The sequence below is a fragment of the Pseudomonas sp. FBCC-B1667 genome, assembly GCF_059133255.1.
In genome coordinates, this window is record NZ_CP101437.1 from 6,378,653 (window position 1) to 6,399,346 (window position 20,694).

The following is a 20,694-nucleotide window of genomic DNA, read 5'->3' on the forward strand; positions in this document are numbered from 1 at the left end:
GACCATCGGGCACCGTGAGCGCTTTGCCGGTCTAGGGCCTGTCGCTATACTGCGCGTCAACTTCACGGACAAAAGAGCCGAGCTCAAGTGAACCGGCCCACGCCAGTAAAAACCGATAACTTCTTTCTGCTGATCTTCCGGGCACTGCGCCATCGCCGTGTACCGATTGCATTGCGCATCGCCAGCCATAACGTGATCCTGGTCGCTCTGGCCCTGGTGATCTACGCCTGCGTGATGGGTTTGCAGTTCAAGCAGGCCATGCACGAGCAGGCCGATGCGCTGGGCGAAAGCCTGACTACGCAGACCGCCACCTCCGCCACGGAGCTGTTGGTGTCCAACGACATCCTCAGCCTCAACGTGCTGCTCAACAACCTGACCAAGAATAAACTGGTGGCCCACGCCGCCATTTATAGCGTGGATAACCGCATCCTCGCCGAAGCCGGTCAGCGCCCCAAGCACAGCCTGTTGGGCGAAGCCGAGGGCATGTACCAGAGCAAGATCACGTTCCAGGACGTGACCGCCGGGCAGCTGCGCATCAGCCTGGACATGGATCAGTTCCAGCAACCGATGACCATCAGCCTGCAAAGCATGGGCATTTTGAGCGCGATTCTGCTGGCCCTGTCCCTGGCCTTGAGTCTGCGACTGGGTCGGCACATCTCCACACCGCTGCTGCAATTGCGCGTATGGCTGCGCAATATCGACGAATACACCCCGGCCACCGAGCGTCAGGACGAAATCGGCGACCTTGCCCGACAGTTGCACGCCAATTTCGCGCCGGAGCCGGCCGAACCCGAGCCAGCGCCAGAACCCGAGTATGACGACAGCGACTACGAAGACGCGGACGACAACGAGCCGACCTTCGAAGTACGCAACCTGCGCGACCCGAGTTTCGATGAAACCAAGCCTGTGGCGGCCCTCAAACCGGCGCCACGGCATATTGTCAGCACCGCCGAAGACGATGACGACGATGATGCGTTTGCCGATCTGCGTGACGAGTCCGTCGCCAGCGCGCCGAAACCGGCCGTCAAACCGGTGATCTCGAACGTGCCGCAACACAGCGCGGTCCTGGCTGTGCAACTGGGCGCCCAAGACCAACTGCGTCGCCTGCCTCGCACGCGTCTGGAAGAGTTGCTGAAACGCTATCGCGACTGCCTCGATCAGGCTGCTTCGCTCTACCAGAGCGAACTGCATACCCTGAACGATGGCAGCACACTGATGCTGTTCCACACCGAAGACAGCGGCGACGACTACCTGACCAATGCCATCTGCTGCGGTGAGCTGCTGCGGGCCCTGGGCCATCAATTGCAGATCGAGGTCGCAGACAGTGGCATCACTCTGCAATTGCAACTGGGTCTGACGCTGGGTGAAGAATTGTTCGGTATGAGTCAGATCGACTTGCTGCTGACCGAATCTGCCCAGGACGCCCTGGCCCTGTCGCAACACAGCCGCAACCTGTTGCTGGTGGAGCGCAAGATCAGTGACGATGCGCTGATCCGTCAGCGTGCACGGATTCGTCCGATTGCCAGCCCTGAGGGCGCTTGCTGCGTGGAGCGGCTGATGGAGCCTTATCCATCGATGCTGGAGCGGCAGTTGGCGCGCATGCACGAGCGTCGGGCTTAAGCACTGGCGCAGATGCAAAAGAAACCCGCAGACGAATGATCATCTGCGGGTTTTTTGTTGCCTGTTCTGGCCCCTCCGCGATCCCGCTCGCGCAAGGGCCCTCAGCAGCACCGAAGATCTACAACCCGCAGAAACAACAAAGCCCGCACAAGGCGGGCTTTGCTTTGGATCAGTCCTGGCTTAGAACCTGAACACTTCCATATCGGTCCGGATCGGCGAAGCCATCGGGATCTTCGGTTGTTTCTCTTGCTCTGTCGCCGGCGCTACGGGCTTGGCCGCCGGCTTCTTTGGCGCTTCAGCAATCGGTGGCTGGTTAGCCAATGGTTTCAACGCCACCGACAATTGTTCCGCCAGCCGCTGCAACAACACGCCCTGAGCCTGAACCTGCGCCGCTGTACCGCCCGCGTGCTGTTCCTGCAAATGAATGATGCGGTTATCGCGAACCTGGCCACGACGGTCGATCAAACGCCATTGCGCATCCAGGATTGCCGGTTGCGACTCACCGGAGTCCAGGCGAGTAATCGTCAGCAGTACTTGAACATCCGGGGTAAAGCCGAGGGTCGCAGGCGCCAGCACCACGCGCTGGCTGTCCAGACGGCCGGCAACCTGACGCAGCAACAACTGATCGATGTCCGAAGACAAGCTCCCGGCCCAACGACCGTCGGTCGATGCCTGAAGGCTGCCATCGGGCTGACGCTGCAACAGGGTTTCGCGTTGCAGATAATCAGCGACCGTTACCGGCCCCAACAATACGGCCATGCCTGTGCTTTGCGCAGGCGCAACCGGACTTCCGCTGTCCAGTTGATACAGCGACACCGGCTGGTGAACGCTGCAACCCGCCAGGCCTAAAACGCCAGCGAGCATCACAATAAAAGGAAGGCGCAGAGCAGTCATCGTCCCATCCAGGTGGCCGCCACAAGGCTGACCACAGTGAAAATACTCAATAAATATGAAGAACGCTCAGCCACGCCGGCGCTTGAAAGGCCATATCATCCGTGAATATGCGTTCCGACTCCAGCGCCAATGCGCCGATCTACGCGTTAAATCGTAGATCGAGCGCTCTAGGACGATTAATTGAGGTTTTCGACGAGCAGCGCATCTACCCTCTGGAAGCCACGTGGCAATTTGTTACCACGACGTCCACGCTCACCTTTGTAGTGTTCGAGGTCGTCTGCTTTCAGTGACAAGGTACGTTTCCCGGCCTGCAATACCAAAGTGGCCCCCTCCGGCAGCACGGCGATGTCCGTGACATACTCTTCGCGATTGGCCACACGTTCACCGGTGATACCGATGATCTTGTTGCCTTTGCCCTTACCTAATTGTGGCAGGTCGCTGATCTTGAAGATCAGCAGGCGACCTTCGGTCGTGACCGAGGCCAGCCAGTTGCTCTCGCGATCGGCGACCGGGCGCGGAAGAATGACTTTCGAGTTGCTCGGCAGGCTCAGCAGCGCCTTGCCGGCCTTGTTCTTGGCCTGGAAGTCTTCACCTTTGACCACGAAACCATACCCGGCGTCGGAGGCGATCACGTACAGCGAATCGTCTTCCGGCATCAGCACGCATTCGAAACTCGCGCCCGGCGGTGGCGTCAGACGACCGGTCAGCGGTTCGCCCTGGCCACGGGCCGATGGCAACGTGTGCGCCGCCACCGAATAACTGCGACCGGTGGAGTCGATAAATACCGCAAACTGGTTCGAGCGCCCGGCCGCCAGGGCCTTGAATCCGTCCCCGGCCTTGTAGGAAAGCCCGGTGGCGTCGATTTCGTGACCTTTGGCCGAACGGACCCAGCCTTTTTCCGACAGCACGACCGTCACTTTCTCGTTCGGCAGCAGGTCGTGCTCGGTCAGGGCCTTGGCTTCGGCACGCTCGACGATTGGCGAACGACGGTCGTCGCCATAGGTTTCAGCGTCCTTGATCAGCTCAGTGCGCACCAGTTTTTTCAGCTTGGCTTCGCTGCTCAGCAGCGCTTGCAGCTTGGCTTGTTCCTTGAGCAGTTCATCTTGCTCGGCACGCAGCTTCATCTCTTCCAGTCGCGCCAACTGACGCAAACGGGTGTCGAGGATGTAATCGGCCTGGATTTCACTCAGGGCGAAACGTGCGATCAGGGCGGCTTTTGGATGCTCCTCGGTTCGGATGATGTGAATCACTTCATCCAGGTTGAGGTACGCAATCAGCAAGCCGTCCAACAGGTGCAGGCGACGCTCGACCTTATCGAGGCGAAATTGCAGGCGACGACGCACGGTCTGCACCCGGAATTCCAGCCACTCGACCAGCAGCGCTCGCAGGTTTTTTAGCTGCGGCTTGCCGTCCAGGCCAATGATGTTGATGTTGACCCGGTAGCTCGACTCCAGCTCGGTGCTGGCGAACAGGTGCGTCATCAGCGCATCGTGGTCAAAGTTTTTGCGCGCGCCGGGAATGATCACGATGCGGCACGGGTTTTCGTGGTCGGATTCGTCGCGCAGGTCAGCGATCTGCGGGGCCTTGGACGGCTTGGCCTGCATCATCGCGGCGATCTGTTCCAGCACCTTGGCACCCGACACCTGATGCGGCAGCGCGGTGACGATGATGTCGCCGTCTTCGATGTGGTACACGGCGCGCATGCGCACCGAGCCCTTGCCGGTTTCGTACATTTTCAGCAGGTCGGCACGCGGCGTGATGATTTCCGCTTCGGTCGGGTAATCCGGCCCCTGGATGTGTTCACAGAGCTGTTCGACCGTGGCTTTGGGCTCATCGAGCAAACGCACGCACGCGGTCGCGACTTCACGCAGGTTGTGCGGCGGCACGTCGGTGGCCATGCCCACGGCAATGCCGGTGGTGCCGTTGAGCAGGATGTTCGGCAAACGTGCCGGCAACACCAATGGTTCGTCGAGAGTGCCGTCAAAGTTCGGGCCCCAGTCCGCGGTGCCTTGGCCCAGTTCGCTGAGCAGCACTTCGGAATAACGCGATAGCCGCGCTTCGGTATAACGCATGGCGGCGAAGGACTTGGGATCATCCGGCGCGCCCCAGTTACCCTGACCGTCGACGAGCGTGTAGCGGTAGCTGAACGGCTGGGCCATCAGGACCATGGCTTCGTAGCAGGCCGAGTCGCCGTGCGGGTGGAACTTGCCGAGCACGTCACCGACGGTACGCGCCGATTTCTTGTGCTTGGAATCGGCATCCAGCCCCAACTCGCTCATCGCGTAGATAATGCGCCGCTGTACCGGTTTCAGGCCGTCGCCGATATGTGGCAAGGCGCGGTCCATGATCACGTACATGGAGTAGTTGAGGTAGGCATTTTCGGTGAAGTCAGCCAGTGACCGGCGCTCTACACCGTCCAGGCTGAGATCAAGGGAGTCGCTCATGCGGGCCTCATCGGTTCGTTGTCTGGCGCAGCAGCATGGTGCCACCGCGCTGTGTAAATTCAAGTTTGTTCAGTGCGCTCATGCCGAGCAGCACCTGTTTACCTTCCAGGCCTGGCGCGACCAGCGCGCGAACATCACGCAGCACAATGTCACCCAGTTGCAGCCGGTCGATGCGGGTTCGATAGCCCTCGCTCAGACCATTGGCCGTGCTCAGGGTCACCCCGAAGCCTTGCTCCAGTTTCAATCCCTGCGCCACACTGGCCGGAATCGACACATCTGTCGCCCCGGTGTCGAGCATGAAATCCACCGGGTGGCCGTTGATCGCGCCGCTGGCGACAAAATGGCCCTGGCCGTTGCTGACCAGTTTCACTTCGATAAACCCATCGCCCTGCTCGGAGCTGACCACCCCATTCGGGTTTTGCTGTCGCGCCTCCCACTGACCGAAAAAACGCGTGGCCAGAAACAGCGCGGCGCACCAGGCCAGCACCATCAACACTCGACCGGCGCGTTTGCCCGGCGGTTGCTGGCTCAAGGCTTGGCACTCCAGCCACCTTCAGGCGCGGCAAAGCGCCAGACGACCGGGCGGACCTCGCCATCGGCGCGGGGCCCGAAATTGTTGTCGACGCCGACCCAGGCACCCTCAGCGTCGACGATCAACGCTTCTTCCAAACCGTAATTCTGCGAATACCGACGGTTTTCCTGCAACAGCTCGGCCGCATACGACCAGCAGCGTTCGACCTTGGCCGTCTGCGGGTCGCGGCGACAGATCTGATAGGCGTTGCGCTCAAGGGTAAACAACTTGCCCTCGAACAATGACAGGTCGGAGAAATCCCGATTAACCGGTCTGGCATGAGGGAACTGCGGCGGCTGCATTTCCATGCCCGCTTCGCTGAGCAGCACACAGCCACCGTCACAATCCCAAACCGTCTGTTTGCGCTTGATCGTCAACAAGCCACGGCTTTGGCGTTCGGCGGCGAGCCACATCTGATCGCCCGCCGGGTTGATCGCCAGCCCTTCAAATATCGCGTTGAATTGCAGCAGCATGCCTCTGGCCCGCGCTTCACGAACCATCATCGGCGAAATTTTCAACCAGTTTGCCGGACCTGTTACCGGCACTTGCAGGACGGCCGCGTGGCCTTCGCTGACGACGTAACGATTGCCGATGCTGTCACAGGTGATGCCTTCGAAGTCCAAGTCACCGCCACGTACGAAAGACGCCGCCCAGTTCCGCGAGCGCAACCCCCAGGGCAATCCGGTGTCCGGCACGGGCGGAACGTCGATGCGTACGGTTTCGGCTTGCCAGGTGTTTTCACGGGTGTCGAGGCGGTAAATCTGATCGTCATCGCGATCCGAGACCGTCCACAAGTCCTTGCCGCATTGGGCAAGGCCCGACAGGTTGCCGCCGCGCATGCCATCAACGGGGTGTTCGGAGACCACACGCAATTCCGGCGCCGGTTCAGCCAATGCCAGAACCGGGGTCAGAAGCAACGCACACGCCAGGGCAAAGCCAAGCCGCATCAACCAAGAACCTCGGCCAGGTTGCCTTTGGATTCCAGCCAGGACTTGCGATCACCGGCGCGTTTTTTCGCCAGCAGCATGTCCATCATTTCCGAGGTCGCGGCGAAATCGTCCAGGGTCAACTGCACCAGACGCCGGGTGTTCGGGTCCATGGTGGTTTCTCGCAGCTGCGGCGGGTTCATTTCACCCAGGCCTTTAAATCGGGTGACCTGCGGCTTGCCGCGTTTCTTCTCGGCGACCAGACGATCGAGGATGCCATCGCGCTCGGCTTCGTCCAGGGCGTAGTAAATTTCTTTGCCAAGGTCGATACGATACAGCGGCGGCATGGCGACGTAGACGTGACCGGCATCCACCAACGGGCGGAAATGCTGGACGAACAACGCGCACAGCAGCGTGGCGATGTGCAGACCGTCGGAGTCGGCGTCGGCGAGGATGCAGATCTTGCCGTAACGCAGCTGGCTCATGTCCGCCGCACCCGGATCGACGCCAATGGCTACGGCGATGTTGTGCACTTCCTGGCTGGCCAACACTTCGCTGCCATCGACTTCCCAGGTGTTCAGAATCTTGCCGCGCAACGGCAAGATCGCTTGAAACTCTTTATCCCGTGCTTGCTTGGCAGAACCGCCGGCGGAATCACCTTCCACCAGGAACAGTTCGGAACGCATCGGGTCCTGCCCGGCGCAATCGGCCAGTTTGCCCGGCAACGCCGGACCTGCGGTGATGCGTTTGCGCTCGACCTTCTTGCTCGCCTTGAGTCGGCGGCCGGCGTTGTTGATCGCCAATTCCGCCAGCAGCATGCCGGTTTCCGGGTTGGCGTTGAGCCACAGGCTGAACGCGTCCTTGACTACACCGGAGACGAACGCCGCCGCTTCACGGGACGACAGACGTTCTTTGGTCTGGCCGGAGAATTGCGGCTCCTGCATTTTCATCGACAGCACGAAAGCGATGCGTTCCCAGACGTCTTCCGGCGCCAGCTTCACGCCGCGTGGCAGCAGGCTGCGGAACTCACAGAATTCGCGCATGGCATCGAGCAAACCCTGACGCAAACCGTTAACGTGAGTACCGCCCTGGGCCGTCGGGATCAGGTTGACGTAGCTTTCCTGAACCGCGTCGCCACCTTCCGGGAGCCACAACAGCGCCCAGTCGACCGCTTCTTTATTACCGGCCAGACTGCCGCAGAACGGCTCGTCCGGCAGGCGTTCGAATTCGCTGACGGCGTCGACCAGGTAGGAGCGCAGGCCGTCTTCGTAATGCCATTCGACTTTCTCGCCGGTGGCTTTGTCTTCAAAACTGACCAGCAACCCCGGGCACAGAACGGCCTTGGCCTTGAGTACATGCTTGAGGCGGCTGATGGAGAATTTCGGCGAGTCGAAGTATTTCGGGTCCGGCGCGAAGAACACGCTGGTGCCGGTGTTGCGCTTGCCGACGGTGCCGACCACTTCCAGCTCGGTTTTCTTGTACCCGTCAGCGAAGGTCATCTGGTATTCGTTGCCGTCACGTTTGACGCGCACCCGGACTTCGGTCGACAGGGCGTTGACCACGGAAATACCCACCCCGTGCAGACCGCCGGAGAACTGGTAGTTCTTGTTGGAAAACTTGCCGCCCGCATGAAGCTTGGTGAGGATCAGTTCAACGCCCGACACACCCTCTTCCGGGTGAATGTCCACCGGCATGCCACGGCCGTCATCGCTGACTTCCAGGGAGTGATCGGCGTGCAGGATGACCTGCACCGAAGTCGCATGCCCGGCCAAGGCTTCGTCGACACTGTTGTCGATGACTTCCTGGGCGAGGTGGTTCGGCCGACTGGTGTCGGTGTACATGCCGGGGCGTTTACGCACCGGGTCGAGGCCCGAGAGGACTTCGATGGCGTCTGCGTTATAAGAGCTAGCGCTGGGAGTGGCCATGGGGTCTCGTCGTCAAATGTTCTATGAAAAGGGGCGAGGGTTCACAGTGCTGTGAAATCGATCGCCTGATACACATCTACGCCAATGCCGGCAAAACTCAACATGGCCGGCAATTGCCCGGCAAAACCCTGAAAACCATGGTCGCCGCCGGCCTGGATGCGCAAGGCACAGGCCCGGTAATACTGTTGGGCGAGGCGATAGTCCAGCGTTTCGTCACCGGTCTGCAACCACACCTGATACCGCTGCGGGTCCTGGGGCGCCGGCACTTCCAGCTCGGCCAGGGCCGTCACGTGGTCGTGGGTCAATTCCCAGGCCTCATCGGTATACAGGTTTTTCTGTGTTCCCAGGTACCCGTCGAACATCCGGTGCGGATTGACGGCCGGGTTGATCAGCAAAGCCTTGAGGCCATGACGCTCGGCCAAGTGAGTCGCATAGTAGCCGCCGAGTGAGCTGCCGACCAGCAGTGGCCGCCCCAGCGCTTCAATCGCCTGTTCCAGCTGACCGATGGCCTCGCGCGGGTGGTGGTGCAACGCCGGAACCTGCAACCGGTCGCTCAAGCCCAGACGGTCCATCACTTCCATCAACTGAGTCGCCTTTTTCGACGAAGGCGCGCTGTTGAAACCGTGGATATAAAGGATCGAACCGGACATTTGAACTCCCTGTGCGTCGGGTGAAAGAGGCGCAGTTTACAGGGAGTCGAGGCGTGTTGGGGGCCGTCATCCATCGAAATGAACGCCACCCTGTACGGGAAACCGGGTTGTCCGGACGGACGCGGTCTACTGTGGGAGCCTGCTCGCGATGAACGATGACGCGGTCTATGCGGGGGCGACGTTATCCAGTGCCCGATTCACCGCCAGTTCCGCCAGCATCACAAGCTGCTGAATCGCCAACGCCACTTGCCGGTCCGGCCATTCCAGGCGCGCAGCAAAATCACTGGCCATCACACTCGCCGATGCCAGGGATTCGCAGGTACTCCAGAGGAAGGAATGGAGCCACTGACAAATCACCGCGAAGCAATTTGGGTGACAGCTGTACGCAGGTTCGCGGACCGATCCTCTGGCAACTCGGCATACCCGAAGGTATCCCGCGCACAGCCGCCATGACACCAAACGACAGACAGCCGAAAGCGCTGTCGTAAGGCGGGGGCGATTATGCCTGAGAAAACGGACCGCGAAGCCCGGACGCTGAATGTGTCAGCGACAGACAAAAGGCTAGAGACGCCACGTCCGACAGGCAACCTGAAAACCTTGCGGGACGGTTCTGAAAACTTTGCTGATCATTAAACAGCGTCGTTTGAGAGGGCGCCTTCGCGAGCGGGCTCGCCCCCACAGGGATTGATGGATGGCTGGGAGAGATTGGTCGACTGTCAAGCCGCCTTCGCGGGCAAGCCTCGCTCCTCCAATTGGACTGAGTACATCCGGGAGAATTAGGTCGGCTGTCAGGCCGCCTTCGCGAGCAAGCCCGCTCCCACAGGGGATTGATGTGTGGCTGGGTGAGATTGGTCGGCTGTCAGGCCGCCATCGCGGGCAAGTCGAATCGTCGCACCGCTCGCTCCTACAAAATCAAAAGCAGACCGGCGCACACCGCAGCGCTTTTCACCACTCATTAGGCCGAGCGTTAGCTCGCCTGCTCTTGATCTTGCTCTGCCCGCCCCTTCGGGAGGCTGAGTGGAGGTGTTTATCTGGGGGGTAGGCGCGAAGCGCCGTGCGACGGAGTCGCACACATCGAGAGGAGGTCGAAGCGAAGCCGACCGGAGGCGATGCCCCCAGATGAATACCGGAACGAAGGAACGCCGAGCCCAAGCGAGGGGCCGGGCGCCGGGGCGAGACCTTTGGTTCCTTTGGGGCGTTTGCCAAAGGGACTCGCCGTAAGGGCGAAACCGCCAGCCGCCGTTACCGCAGCAACGGATATGCACACAAAACGTCAGTACCCGTCAGAACCATAATCAACCGTAAAGTCGAACCCCGTCACCCGCTCCACACCCGTCTCAAGAAGCCCACTCGGCAACAACCGCAACCACCGATAACCCGGCGCCTGCTCCCCCACCTTAAAATCCTGACTTCCCGGCTCAAACTGAATACACGTCGAAGGCGAAGCCATCAGCCGTACCCCCTCGCGCATCTGGTCAATCTCCTGATGCACATGCCCCCACAACACCGCCCGCACCTGCGGAAACCGATCCAGCACCGCAAACAACGCCTCAGGATTACGCAACCCGATCGGCTCCATCCACGCACAGCCAATCGACACCGGGTGATGATGAAAACACACCAAATGATGCCGCTCCGGCGCCTCACTCAATGAACGCACGAGCAACTGCAACTGCTCATCCTGCAAATACCCCGGCACCGAACCGGGCACCGCCGAATCCAGCAAGGTCACTCGCCAGTTGCCAATATCGACAACCGGCTCCAGCAGCGAACTCTGCACGGCAGCCTCGGCCATGATCATCGGCTCATCATGATTGCCGGGGATCCATCGCGCCGGAGCGTCAATCTGCCGGGTCAGGTCACGAAACTGCTGGTAGGACTCCAGCGTCCCGTCCTGGGAAATGTCGCCACTGGCAATAATCAGATCGATCTGCGGCTGTTGCAGCCGCGCCAGATCAATGACCTTTTGCAGACTCTCGCGGGTGTTCATGCCCAGCAACGTGCCGTCCGCTTCGGCGAACAGATGGCTGTCGGAGAGTTGCACCAGCAACGCCGGATCGGCGGTGGTCAATGTGGATACGCTCGGCAAGGCGTTCTCCCTGGGCTGAATCACGGGGGTGGATAGGTGCCGCAATTATGCTGGGGGACGCTCAAAAGAGGAAACCTGTGAACCTGACGCAGTTCACAACTAGCGAACGACGGCGTATTCGTGTCCGCACGCCAGGCAATGGCTCAGCCATTCGCCCAGAAACATATTCAGCTGGGCCTTTTCGTCTGGCTGGTGCATCGAGGCGTTCGGGTAAGGATAGATGCCGCGAAAACGCCGCGCATGCTCGGCGCTGACCACTTCGGCCATGCAGGCATCGTGATAGACCTGCACTTCCAGCTGCGGAATCGGCAGCCATGGCAGGCTGTGTTCCTGGCGCACTTGCAGGGTCGTGGTGTACGGACAGACCTGCAACACTTCCAGCGCCAGCACGCCGAGCATCTGCTCGCCGTGGGTCACGGCAATGCGCCGCGCCGCGGGCTCGTCGCGCATGTCCGGTAGCAGTCGCATCAAACGCGCGTAATTCGCCTCGCAGGAAGCTTGCAGACCCGCAAGGTCCACCCGATAGCGATCGCGCAGCTTGTTTACGACCATAACCCCCTCACTTCAGCGCGGTTTAAAGCTAACCATTGCAAGGCAATGATGCTGGCCGCGTTGGCAATTCGTCCATCACGTACGGCCTGCAAGGCATCTTCGAACGCCCAGACCGTGACGCGGATATCTTCAGCTTCTTCCTCCAGCCCATGCAGGCCGCCAACCCCGGTAGAGTCGCAACGCCCCAGGAACAGGTGCACGAACTCATTACTGCCGCCCGGCGACGGGAAATATTTGATCATCGGCCAGAGCGCCCCGAACACAAGCCCAGCTTCCTCCTGCCCTTCGCGGTGAGCAACTTCTTCCGGCACTTCTTCCTTGTCGATCAGACCAGCGACCAGTTCGATCAGCCAAGGGTTGTCGGTCTTGCCCATGGCGCCGACGCGAAATTGCTCGATCAGCACCACTTCGTCACGCTGCGGGTCGTATGGCAGCACGCACACTGCATCGTGGCGCACGAACACTTCACGATTGATTTCACGGCTCATGCCGCCGGCGAACAGTTCGTGGCGCAAGTGCACACGGTCGAGCTTGTAAAAGCCCTCGTAGCACTTTTCGCGCCGAACGATATCAACGGCGGTCGGAATGGCGTTGGCAAAATCAGTCATGACAATCCTCTTTACTGCAAATCCGTTACGAGGCTCCTTTTTGTGAATTGCAACCTCGACTTCGCGCCATCCTAACGCGCCCAAGACATTTGATGCAGCCCCTTTCCCGTCAGCGAGATAGACGGTGAGGGCGAAACCAACTCTAATTAGCTTAGTGGCGAACTGACTGCTTCGTTGAGAGTCGAAGCGGATAACTTTTTGCTTTTCCCTGTTTTACAAAGGACGACCATGTCGCTTTTTAAAATCGCCTCCGTGGCCGCAATCGCCCTGACGCTGGGCGCCTGCCAGAGTCTGTTTCAGCCCAACTACCGGGCGCCGCTGGAAACCACCCGCGACGCTACTGAAACCCTGAAACCGGGTTGCACCACCCCCGATTGCCCGCTGGTGAACATTGATACGCTGCGCTTCCCCGCCGAACCGCAGCTTGACGGCATCGTCGAAAAACGTCTGTTGCAAATGACCCGCACCACACCGGACACCCCGGTGGCACCGACGCTGACGGCCTATCGCGATGAATTTTTGCGCACCGCCGGTCCGCGCTACAGCAGTTACCTGCAAGCCAAGGTACGTGAACAGCATGACGGCTTGGTGATCGTTGAATTTTCCAGCTACCTGGACACTGGCGGCGCCCATGGCACCCCGGGCCGCAGCTTTATCAACTATTCACGCCAGCAGCACAAAGTGCTGACGCTGTCGGACATGTTGGTGCCGGGGCAGGAAGAAGCGTTCTGGAAAGCAGCGCAAGTGGCGCACAACAGCTGGCTGATCAGCACCAAGCTCGATCAGGAGCCGGAGTTCGTGAAGCAGTGGCCGTTCCAGAAAACCCAGAACGTGGCGCTGACCTACGGCGGGGTGATCCTCAAGTACGAAACCAGCACCATCGCGCCTTACGCGCTGGGCCATGTCGAACTGAAGATCCCCTACCCACGCCTGAACGGCATCATCAAGCCCGAGCTGTTTCCCGGCCGTAACTGAAGGCCCGGCCCAACACCAGCTGCAGCAGCCCTGCCAGAATCAATGACGGCAGGGTTGCGCCAATGTCCGGATACAGATTGGCCAGCAAGTGATAAGTGCTCACCCCGCCCAACCAGGCGAGCAACGCCGGCCAGCGCAACGCGGCTGACGCCACGTGAGCTGAACGTTTGCGCAGGATGAAGTGATCCACCAGCACCACGCCGAACAGCGGCGCAAACACCGAACCGATCAATAGCAGGAAGTTCTGGTACTGGGCCAATGGCGCCAGGCAGGCAATCAGCGTACAGATCACGCCGATGGCCAACGCCAGATGTTCGACTTTCAAGCGCAACAAAATCCCGCTGGAGACGGCCGCCGAGTGAATGTCGGCGAAAGCGTTTTCCGACTCGTCCAACAAGATCAGCAACAGCGGAATGCCCAGCCCGGCACCGGCCAGCGCCAGCAACAAGGCATTCACTTCACCGCTCGGCGCGAACGCCAGCGTATAGGCCACGCCCAGGCTCATCAGCCAGAAATTACCGATAAAGAAGCCCAGCGCCGTGCCGCCGAAGACGTTTTTCGCACGTTTGCCGAAACGCGAGTAGTCGGCAATCAGCGGCAGCCACGACAGCGGCATGGCGATAGCAATGTCGAAGCCCACGGCGAACGGCATCGAACCATCACCGGCCTGCGCCCACAAGGCAGCCAGATCGGCTTTGGCGAACAGGTTCCAGGTCAGCCAGATGCACGCAGCCAGCAACAGCCAGATACCCCACTTGCGCAGGATCTGCCGCACGAATGTCAGAGGACCGCTGACCGCCAGCAAGGTCGCCAGACCACCGAAGACAATTGTCCAGAGCAGCGGATTCGACAGCAGGCTGCCTTCGCTGAATGCACGCGCACCGAGCAGGCTGGCGGCATCGCGCATGACGATGATTTCGAACGAGCCCCAACCGATCAGCTGCAGCAGGTTCAGCACGGCCGGCAGGCTCGCGCCACGCTTGCCGAGGCTGAGTTTGAGCGCAGCCATCGACGACAGGCCGGTGTCACTGCCGATCACGCCGACAGCGGCCAGCAGCAGAACGCCGACCAGGGTGCCGAGGAAAATCGCCAGCAGCGAGCCGGACAGACCCAGGCCTGGCGCGAGCAGTGCGCCGGTCTGTAGCACCATCAGACCGATGCCGAGGGAGAACCACAGGGAAAACAGATCACGACCGCCGAAGACGCGTTTTTCAGTGGGTACGGCGATGTCTGGAGAATAAGTACTGGGTTGAATGCTCAAGGGTGTTATCTCAGAGGGACATTTGTTGTTGTGTAGATCTCAATCGCCAGCAGGCTGGCTCCCACAGGGGACGTGTGAACGCCACAGATCCAATGTGGGAGCCAGCCTGCTGGCGATGAGGCCTGTGCAGGCCCCACCGTTTCAGGTCAGATCAAACCTTCTTGTACAGCTGACTGCCTTCCTGCTTGAACCGCTCGGCCTGTTCCGCCAATCCCTGGGCGACCTCGGCATCCACGGTTTCGATCCGCTGGTTGGCCGCGTATTCGCGGACTTCCTGAGTGATCTTCATCGAGCAGAATTTCGGCCCGCACATGGAGCAGAAGTGCGCGACCTTGGCCGAGTCCTTCGGCAGGGTTTCATCGTGATATGAACGGGCGGTGTCCGGATCCAGGCCGAGGTTGAACTGGTCTTCCCAACGAAATTCGAAGCGCGCCTTGCTCAAGGCATTGTCGCGAATCTGCGCACCCGGATGTCCTTTGGCCAGATCGGCGGCATGCGCGGCGATTTTGTAGGTGATGATCCCGGTCTTCACATCATCCTTGTTCGGCAGGCCCAAGTGTTCCTTCGGCGTCACGTAGCAAAGCATCGCGCAACCGAACCAGCCGATCATCGCCGCACCGATCCCGGAGGTGATGTGGTCGTAGCCTGGAGCAATGTCGGTAGTCAGCGGCCCGAGGGTGTAGAACGGCGCCTCGTCGCAGCACTCGAGCTGCTTGTCCATGTTCTCTTTGATCAATTGCATCGGCACGTGGCCCGGGCCTTCGATCATGCATTGCACGTCGTGTTTCCAGGCGATTTTGGTCAGCTCGCCGAGGGTTTCCAGTTCGCCGAATTGTGCGGCGTCGTTGGCGTCGGCAATCGAACCCGGACGCAGGCCATCGCCCAGCGAGAAGCTGACGTCGTAGGCCTTCATGATTTCGCAGATGTCTTCGAAATGGGTGTAGAGGAAGTTTTCCTTGTGGTGCGCCAGGCACCACTTGGCCATGATCGAACCGCCACGAGAGACGATGCCGGTGACGCGCTTGGCGGTCAGTGGCACATAACGCAGCAGAACGCCGGCATGGATGGTGAAGTAGTCGACGCCCTGCTCGGCTTGCTCGATCAGCGTGTCGCGGAACAGCTCCCAGGTCAGGTCTTCGGCGGCGCCGCCGATTTTTTCCAGAGCTTGATAAATCGGCACCGTACCGATCGGCACTGGCGAGTTGCGGATGATCCACTCGCGGGTTTCGTGGATGTGTTTGCCGGTGGACAAGTCCATGACCGTGTCCGAACCCCACCGAATGCCCCAGGTCAGTTTCGCCACTTCTTCTTCGATGGACGAACCCAGTGCGCTGTTGCCGATGTTGCCGTTGATCTTCACCAGGAAGTTACGGCCGATGATCATCGGTTCCAGTTCGGTGTGGTTGATGTTGGCCGGAATGATCGCGCGGCCACGGGCGATTTCGTCACGGACGAATTCGGGGGTGATGATTTTCGGCACACTGGCGCCGAAGCTGTGGCCGGCGTGCTGCTGATCCAGCAGGCCGGCGGCGCGGGCCACTTCCAGCTTCATGTTTTCGCGGATGGCGACGTATTCCATCTCGGCGGTGATGATGCCTTGGCGGGCATAGTGCATCTGGCTGACGTTGGCTCCGGCCTTGGCACGGCGCGGGTTGTTGACGTGGGCGAAACGCAGCTTGGTCAGCTCGGCATCGGCGAGGCGTTCCTGGCCGAAGTTGGAGCTCAGGCCGGGCAGACGTTCAGTATCGCCACGGGATTCGATCCACGCGGAACGCACATCGGCCAGGCCTTTGCGCACGTCGATAATGACATTGGGATCGGTGTACGGGCCCGAGGTGTCGTAAACCACCACCGGCGCATTGATCTCGCCGCCGAAGTCGGTCGGTGTTACATCCAGGCTGATTTCGCGCATGGGTACGAGGATGTCGGGGCGCGAACCCTGGACATAGATTTTTTGCGAGCGGGTAAACGGTTGAACCGACTGTTGATCGACTTGGGCCGAATCACTCAGGTTCATCGTATTTTTTGGTTTTATCGTCATCACGGGCTCTCCAGACAGCATCCAGGCAGTGGAATTTTGTCGGAGCGAACCTGTAACGAATGGACGCGACCAATCAGCCATAAAGAAGCTGTTGGTGCTGTGCTCAGTGCTCGAGGGGTGTTCGATTGTCGAACAACATCCCGGACGAAGCACAAGAGGACTCGCCGGGTGACGAGAAATCTTGTTCCCTACGCAGGCGCTAACCTGATCAGGTTCAACGGGATCCGAAATTATTCGATCTCAGCCTCATAGCAAGGCACCCCGACAAGAACCCGGCCAGTCTAGACACAACTGACGAAGAACGCCAACGCCGAACAAAACACCTTGATGAATGGCAGATACAGGATTGTTGCCGCCCGATTGCACAACTACACTCGCTACGCCAAGCCATGCGTTGACGTGGTACGTGCCGCGCCTTAGCCTTGGCGCTCAAATTACTTGTGTAATATTAATTCTAGGGAACGCCTATGCTGCGCAAACTTTCACTGGCCCTTGCCGTGTCTTGTGCGTCTTGTGGAACGGGCTGGGCAGCAGAAGCGCCCTTATCGACCAAGAACGACCTGGTCAGCGTTTACCAGGAAGCAAAGGCCAACAACGCCGACCTCGCGGCGGCCATCGCGCAATATGGCGCGCAGAAGGAAGTCGTGCCCCAGGCCCGCGCCGGCCTGCTGCCCAATCTGTCGGGTGGTGCCGAAGTGGCCAGCATCCGTACCGCGATCGACCAGCCTTCGTCGACAGCCAATCGCAGTGCAAATTCGTATCAGGCCACCCTGGCGCAGCCACTGTTCCGTGCCGATCGCTGGTTCCAGTTCCAGGCCGCCAAAGACGTCAACGAACAGGCTGCCCTGCAACTCTCGGCCACTGAGCAAAACCTGATCCTGCAGACTGCCCAAAATTACTTCAACGTGCTGCGCACCCAGGACAACCTGGCGTCGACCAAGGCGGAAGAAGCCGCGTTCAAACGCCAACTTGATCAGTCCAACGAGCGTTTCGACGTCGGCCTGTCGGACAAGACCGACGTGCTCAACTCTCAAGCCAGCTACGACACCGCACGCGCCAACCGGATCGTTGCCCAGCGCCAGGTCGATGATGCGTTTGAAGCACTGGTCACCCTGACCAACCGTCAGTACAACTCGATCTGGGGTGTCAGCCATCAATTGCCCATCCTGGCTCCGATACCGAACGAGGCCAAAGCCTGGGTCGATACGGCCGCCCGCCAGAACCTGAATCTGCTGGCCAGCAACTACGCGGTCAGTGCCGCCGAAGAAACCCTCAAGCAGCGTAAGTCCGGTCACCTGCCGACCCTGGACGCGGTAGCGAAGTACGAAAAAGGTGACAACGACGCACTGGGCTTCAGCAACCCGAGTGCCTTTGGTCAACCGTACAGCGGCAACGTCGAGCAAACGACGGTGGGCCTGCAGCTGAACATCCCGATCTACAGCGGCGGCCTGACCACCTCGCAAGTGCGTCAATCGTATGCGCAACTGGATCAGACCGAGCAGCAACGCGAAGCGCTACGTCGGCAAATCGTCGAAAACACCCGCGACCTGCATCGCGCGGTGAACACTGACGTTGAGCAGGTGCAGGCGCGCAAGCAGTCGATCATCTCCAACCAGAGTGCGGTGGACGCAACCGAAATCGGTTATCAAGTGGGCACACGCAACATCGTCGACGTGCTGGATGCGCAGCGCTCGCTGTACACCTCGGTGCGCGACTACAACAACACCCGCTACGACTACATCCTCGACAACCTGAAATTGAAACAACAGGCCGGCACGTTGAGCCCGGGAGATCTGGAAGACTTGAAGCGCTACCTCAAGGCTGACTACAACCCCGACAAGGACTTCCTGCCACCCGATTTGGCCAAGGCGGCGGAACAGCAACTCAAGTCAAGACCACCCACCCAGTAATGCGTGCGGCGAGGGGGCATGCCCCCTCGCACACATTAGCGGCCGATCAAACGTCCCAGCCCATCCAGCAACCGCTGCAACGCCCCTTGATTGGTGCGCATCACCTTCAGCCCCGCCTCTGCCATCCGTTGCGCATCGCGCGGCAATTCGAACAGCCGCTGCACCGCCAGTGCCAGGCCTTCAGCATCCTCCACTTCCTGCAACGCCCCGGCACTGCGCAACTGCGCGGCGATTTCGAGGAAGTTGAACAGGTGCGGGCCGCTGAGTACCGGTTTGGCCAACGCGGCCGGTTCCAGCAGGTTATGTCCGCCGTTCGGTACCAGGCTGCCACCGACAAACGCGCTGTCGGCCAAGGCGTAGAGAAACAGCAACTCGCCCATGGTGTCGCCCACCAGCACCGATGTGGTCGACGTCACCGGTTCGTCTGTAGAACGGCGCAACGTTGCAAAACCCTGCTGCTGGCACAGCTCGAACACCGCGTTGAAGCGCTCCGGATGGCGCGGCACCAGAATCAACAATGCATCGGGGTGGTTGGTCAATAACTGACGATGGGCCGCGAGGACTACTTCGTCCTCGCCTTCATGGGTACTGGCAGCGATCCACACCGGCCGTTCAAGCGTCTGCCAATGGGTACGCAGCTCGACGGCGCGTTGCAGTAATTGCGGGTCGATGGTCAGGTCGAACTTGATCGAGCCGGTGACTTCCACGGTGTCAGGACGCGCACCCAATTCACGAAAGCGCTGGGCTTCGGCCTCGGTCTGTACCGCGAACAGGCTCATCTCGGCGAGCATCGGCTGGGTCAGTTTGCGGAAGCGGCCATAACCCTTGGCAGAGCGCTCGGACAGTCGCGCATTGGCCAGCGCTACGGGAATCCCGCGTTTGGCGCATTGGTGAATGTGGTTGGGCCAGAGTTCGGTTTCCATGATCACCGCCAGCGTTGGCCGGACCCGGTCAAGGAACCGCGCAGCGGCGCAGGGCAAATCGTAAGGCAGGTAGCAGTGCTGAATGCGCGGTTCATTGGCGAACAACGCCTGGATACGCTCGGACCCGGTCGGGGTCATGCAGGTCACGGTAATCGGCAGCTGTGGATAACGTTGCAGCAACGCGCGAATCATCGGTGCCGCGGCAATGCTTTCGCCCACCGACACCGCGTGTACCCAGATACCGCCCGGCTTCATCACCGGCAGTCCGAGGGAGAAACGCTCGCCAATACGCTTGGTGTACGCCGGCGCCTTTCGCGCCCGCAGCCATAGCCGAATCGCTACCAGTGGCAGCCCCAGGTAAAACAGCGCGGTATAGAGAGTTCTATTCATGGCGGCGGAGTTTATCGGCTTTTCTCGCCGATCGCCTGCAAGTGCACGGCAAAACGTTCTGCCAACCAACGAGCCGCCGGGCCCAGCGGCTCATCGCGACGCCACACCAACTCCACCACCAGCGCCGGCGGGGTCCATTCGCTGTCCAGTTCGACCATCAGGCCCTGGTACGCCGGGTATTGCACCACGTGACGTGGCAGCCAGGCCCAACCGAGGCCACGCACCAGCCATTCGGCCATCACGTAGAAACTGTCAGCACGCCAGACTTGCGGGCTGGCCGGTTCGCTGCCGGGATAGACGCTGGACTGGGTGGACATCAGTAACTGCCGATGCTGTGCCAGTGCCTGGCAATCGACCTGAGCCTGTTTCGCCAGCGGATGCCCGACGCCGCACACGGTGACCATCTCGACGCTGCCCAGCACGCGCCGTTCAAGGGCTTCGGGGATCTGGTCGTGATAGAACAGCAAACCCAGATCGGCCCGGCGTTCTACCAGTTTGCGTGCCACATCGCCCTGAGCAGCACTGGTCAGTTGCACTTCGAGGCTGGGAAATTTTTCCGCCAGGGCTTCGAAGCTTTCAATGATCGGTTGATAGGGCATGGCCTCATCCTGAGCCACACGCAATCGAGCTTCCTGGCCGCGCATCATGGCCAACGCGCGGCCGTTGAGGCGCTCGCACTGGCGCAACACTTCTCGCGCCTCGTCCAGCAAGGCATTGCCGGCCGCGGTGAGTTTCGGCTGACGGCCGCTGCTGCGATCGAACAGGCTCACGCCCAAATCTTCTTCCAACAGCGCAATCGAACTGCTGACCGCTGACTGCGCCTTGCGCTGATTGCGTGCTACCGCTGAAAACGAGCGGTGCTCCGCTACGCTGACAAACAACCGCAGTTGCTCAAGATTCCATTGCATACACCAA

16 protein-coding genes, 1 pseudogene and 1 riboswitch are annotated in these 20,694 nt (G+C 60.3%); of the genes and pseudogenes, 3 read left to right on the forward strand and 14 right to left on the reverse strand.

From position 1 onward, the window contains the following. Positions 1 to 87: 87 nt before the first annotated feature. Positions 88 to 1,620 carry an AhpA/YtjB family protein gene (locus NL116_RS29500; RefSeq protein WP_494375128.1) on the forward strand — a complete coding sequence of 511 codons (1,533 nt, stop codon included), beginning with the start codon at positions 88 to 90 and terminating at the stop codon, positions 1,618 to 1,620. Between the two features lie 180 nt (positions 1,621 to 1,800). On the opposite strand, the gene NL116_RS29505 is transcribed toward NL116_RS29500, so the two are convergent. The 10 genes and pseudogenes from NL116_RS29505 to NL116_RS29550 form a co-directional block, all read right to left on the reverse strand. Beyond that, positions 1,801 to 2,514 carry a PqiC family protein gene (locus NL116_RS29505; RefSeq protein WP_494375129.1) on the reverse strand — a complete coding sequence of 238 codons (714 nt, stop codon included), beginning with the start codon at positions 2,512 to 2,514 and terminating at the stop codon, positions 1,801 to 1,803. A gap of 176 nt (positions 2,515 to 2,690) precedes the next feature. Then, the gene (gene parC / locus NL116_RS29510) at positions 2,691 to 4,958 is read right to left on the reverse strand and encodes a DNA topoisomerase IV subunit A (RefSeq protein ID WP_027922005.1); all 2,268 of its coding nucleotides are present in this window, start codon (positions 4,956 to 4,958) and stop codon (positions 2,691 to 2,693) included. 7 nt (positions 4,959 to 4,965) lie between these two features. Continuing rightward, the gene (locus NL116_RS29515; protein WP_494375130.1) at positions 4,966 to 5,490 is read right to left on the reverse strand and encodes a retropepsin-like aspartic protease family protein; all 525 of its coding nucleotides are present in this window, start codon (positions 5,488 to 5,490) and stop codon (positions 4,966 to 4,968) included. After that, positions 5,487 to 6,476: an esterase-like activity of phytase family protein gene (locus NL116_RS29520; RefSeq protein WP_494375131.1), complete on the reverse strand. Its 990-nt coding sequence runs from the start codon at positions 6,474 to 6,476 to the stop codon at positions 5,487 to 5,489. The genes NL116_RS29515 and NL116_RS29520 overlap by 4 nt, the downstream gene beginning before the upstream one ends. Next, positions 6,476 to 8,380 carry a DNA topoisomerase IV subunit B gene (gene parE / locus NL116_RS29525; protein WP_059181733.1) on the reverse strand — a complete coding sequence of 635 codons (1,905 nt, stop codon included), beginning with the start codon at positions 8,378 to 8,380 and terminating at the stop codon, positions 6,476 to 6,478. The genes NL116_RS29520 and parE overlap by 1 nt, the downstream gene beginning before the upstream one ends. 41 nt (positions 8,381 to 8,421) lie before the next feature. Then, positions 8,422 to 9,030 carry a YqiA/YcfP family alpha/beta fold hydrolase gene (locus NL116_RS29530; RefSeq protein WP_494375132.1) on the reverse strand — a complete coding sequence of 203 codons (609 nt, stop codon included), beginning with the start codon at positions 9,028 to 9,030 and terminating at the stop codon, positions 8,422 to 8,424. Between the two features lie 165 nt (positions 9,031 to 9,195). Next, a pseudogene (locus NL116_RS29535) lies at positions 9,196 to 9,366 on the reverse strand (DUF6124 family protein); the annotation flags it as partial. A gap of 937 nt (positions 9,367 to 10,303) precedes the next feature. Further along, positions 10,304 to 11,119, reverse strand: a complete 816-nt coding sequence (gene cpdA, locus NL116_RS29540) for a 3',5'-cyclic-AMP phosphodiesterase (protein WP_494375133.1) — start codon at positions 11,117 to 11,119, stop codon at positions 10,304 to 10,306. Positions 11,120 to 11,218: 99 nt separating this feature from the next. Further along, positions 11,219 to 11,671 carry a DUF1249 domain-containing protein gene (locus NL116_RS29545; protein WP_027922011.1) on the reverse strand — a complete coding sequence of 151 codons (453 nt, stop codon included), beginning with the start codon at positions 11,669 to 11,671 and terminating at the stop codon, positions 11,219 to 11,221. Then, complete coding sequence (locus NL116_RS29550; RefSeq protein WP_494375134.1) at positions 11,662 to 12,279, reverse strand: NUDIX domain-containing protein; 618 nt, start codon at positions 12,277 to 12,279, stop codon at positions 11,662 to 11,664. The genes NL116_RS29545 and NL116_RS29550 overlap by 10 nt, the downstream gene beginning before the upstream one ends. Positions 12,280 to 12,507: 228 nt before the next feature. Between NL116_RS29550 and NL116_RS29555 the strand changes: the two genes are divergently transcribed. After that, positions 12,508 to 13,254 (forward strand): RsiV family protein, encoded by a 747-nt coding sequence (locus NL116_RS29555; protein ID WP_494375135.1) that lies wholly within the window; start codon positions 12,508 to 12,510, stop codon positions 13,252 to 13,254. Here the strand turns inward: NL116_RS29555 and cytX are convergent. Both cytX and thiC read right to left on the reverse strand, forming a co-directional pair. Continuing rightward, the gene (gene cytX / locus NL116_RS29560; RefSeq protein ID WP_494375136.1) at positions 13,223 to 14,515 is read right to left on the reverse strand and encodes a putative hydroxymethylpyrimidine transporter CytX; all 1,293 of its coding nucleotides are present in this window, start codon (positions 14,513 to 14,515) and stop codon (positions 13,223 to 13,225) included. The genes NL116_RS29555 and cytX overlap by 32 nt on opposite strands. Before the next feature lie 151 nt (positions 14,516 to 14,666). Next, entirely contained in the window at positions 14,667 to 16,556 is a 1,890-nt protein-coding gene (gene thiC / locus NL116_RS29565; RefSeq protein WP_494375137.1) for a phosphomethylpyrimidine synthase ThiC, read from the reverse strand. Between the two features lie 168 nt (positions 16,557 to 16,724). Next, positions 16,725 to 16,830, reverse strand: a riboswitch (TPP riboswitch). A 193-nt stretch (positions 16,831 to 17,023) separates the two neighbouring features. Between thiC and NL116_RS29570 the strand changes: the two genes are divergently transcribed. Next, the gene (locus tag NL116_RS29570) at positions 17,024 to 18,466 is read left to right on the forward strand and encodes a TolC family outer membrane protein (protein ID WP_494375138.1); all 1,443 of its coding nucleotides are present in this window, start codon (positions 17,024 to 17,026) and stop codon (positions 18,464 to 18,466) included. 35 nt (positions 18,467 to 18,501) lie between these two features. Here the strand turns inward: NL116_RS29570 and waaA are convergent, their stop codons facing one another. After that, positions 18,502 to 19,779: a lipid IV(A) 3-deoxy-D-manno-octulosonic acid transferase gene (gene waaA, locus NL116_RS29575; RefSeq protein ID WP_494375139.1), complete on the reverse strand. Its 1,278-nt coding sequence runs from the start codon at positions 19,777 to 19,779 to the stop codon at positions 18,502 to 18,504. 11 nt (positions 19,780 to 19,790) lie between these two features. Then, positions 19,791 to 20,687, reverse strand: a complete 897-nt coding sequence (locus tag NL116_RS29580; RefSeq protein ID WP_494375140.1) for a LysR family transcriptional regulator — start codon at positions 20,685 to 20,687, stop codon at positions 19,791 to 19,793. Between the last annotated feature and the right edge of the window lie 7 nt (positions 20,688 to 20,694).

Coding starts and splice junctions, on each gene's coding strand:
- NL116_RS29505 (WP_494375129.1), bottom strand. CDS start 2,514: ATGACTGCTCTGCGCCTTCCTTTTATTGTGATGCTCGCTGGCGTTTTA.
- parC (WP_027922005.1), bottom strand. CDS start 4,958: ATGAGCGACTCCCTTGATCTCAGCCTGGACGGTGTAGAGCGCCGGTCA.
- NL116_RS29520 (WP_494375131.1), bottom strand. CDS start 6,476: ATGCGGCTTGGCTTTGCCCTGGCGTGTGCGTTGCTTCTGACCCCGGTT.
- parE (WP_059181733.1), bottom strand. CDS start 8,380: ATGGCCACTCCCAGCGCTAGCTCTTATAACGCAGACGCCATCGAAGTC.
- NL116_RS29530 (WP_494375132.1), bottom strand. CDS start 9,030: ATGTCCGGTTCGATCCTTTATATCCACGGTTTCAACAGCGCGCCTTCG.
- NL116_RS29545 (WP_027922011.1), bottom strand. CDS start 11,671: ATGGTCGTAAACAAGCTGCGCGATCGCTATCGGGTGGACCTTGCGGGT.
- NL116_RS29550 (WP_494375134.1), bottom strand. CDS start 12,279: ATGACTGATTTTGCCAACGCCATTCCGACCGCCGTTGATATCGTTCGG.
- NL116_RS29555 (WP_494375135.1), top strand. CDS start 12,508: ATGTCGCTTTTTAAAATCGCCTCCGTGGCCGCAATCGCCCTGACGCTG.
- thiC (WP_494375137.1), bottom strand. CDS start 16,556: ATGACGATAAAACCAAAAAATACGATGAACCTGAGTGATTCGGCCCAA.
- NL116_RS29570 (WP_494375138.1), top strand. CDS start 17,024: ATGCTGCGCAAACTTTCACTGGCCCTTGCCGTGTCTTGTGCGTCTTGT.
- waaA (WP_494375139.1), bottom strand. CDS start 19,779: ATGAATAGAACTCTCTATACCGCGCTGTTTTACCTGGGGCTGCCACTG.
- NL116_RS29580 (WP_494375140.1), bottom strand. CDS start 20,687: ATGCAATGGAATCTTGAGCAACTGCGGTTGTTTGTCAGCGTAGCGGAG.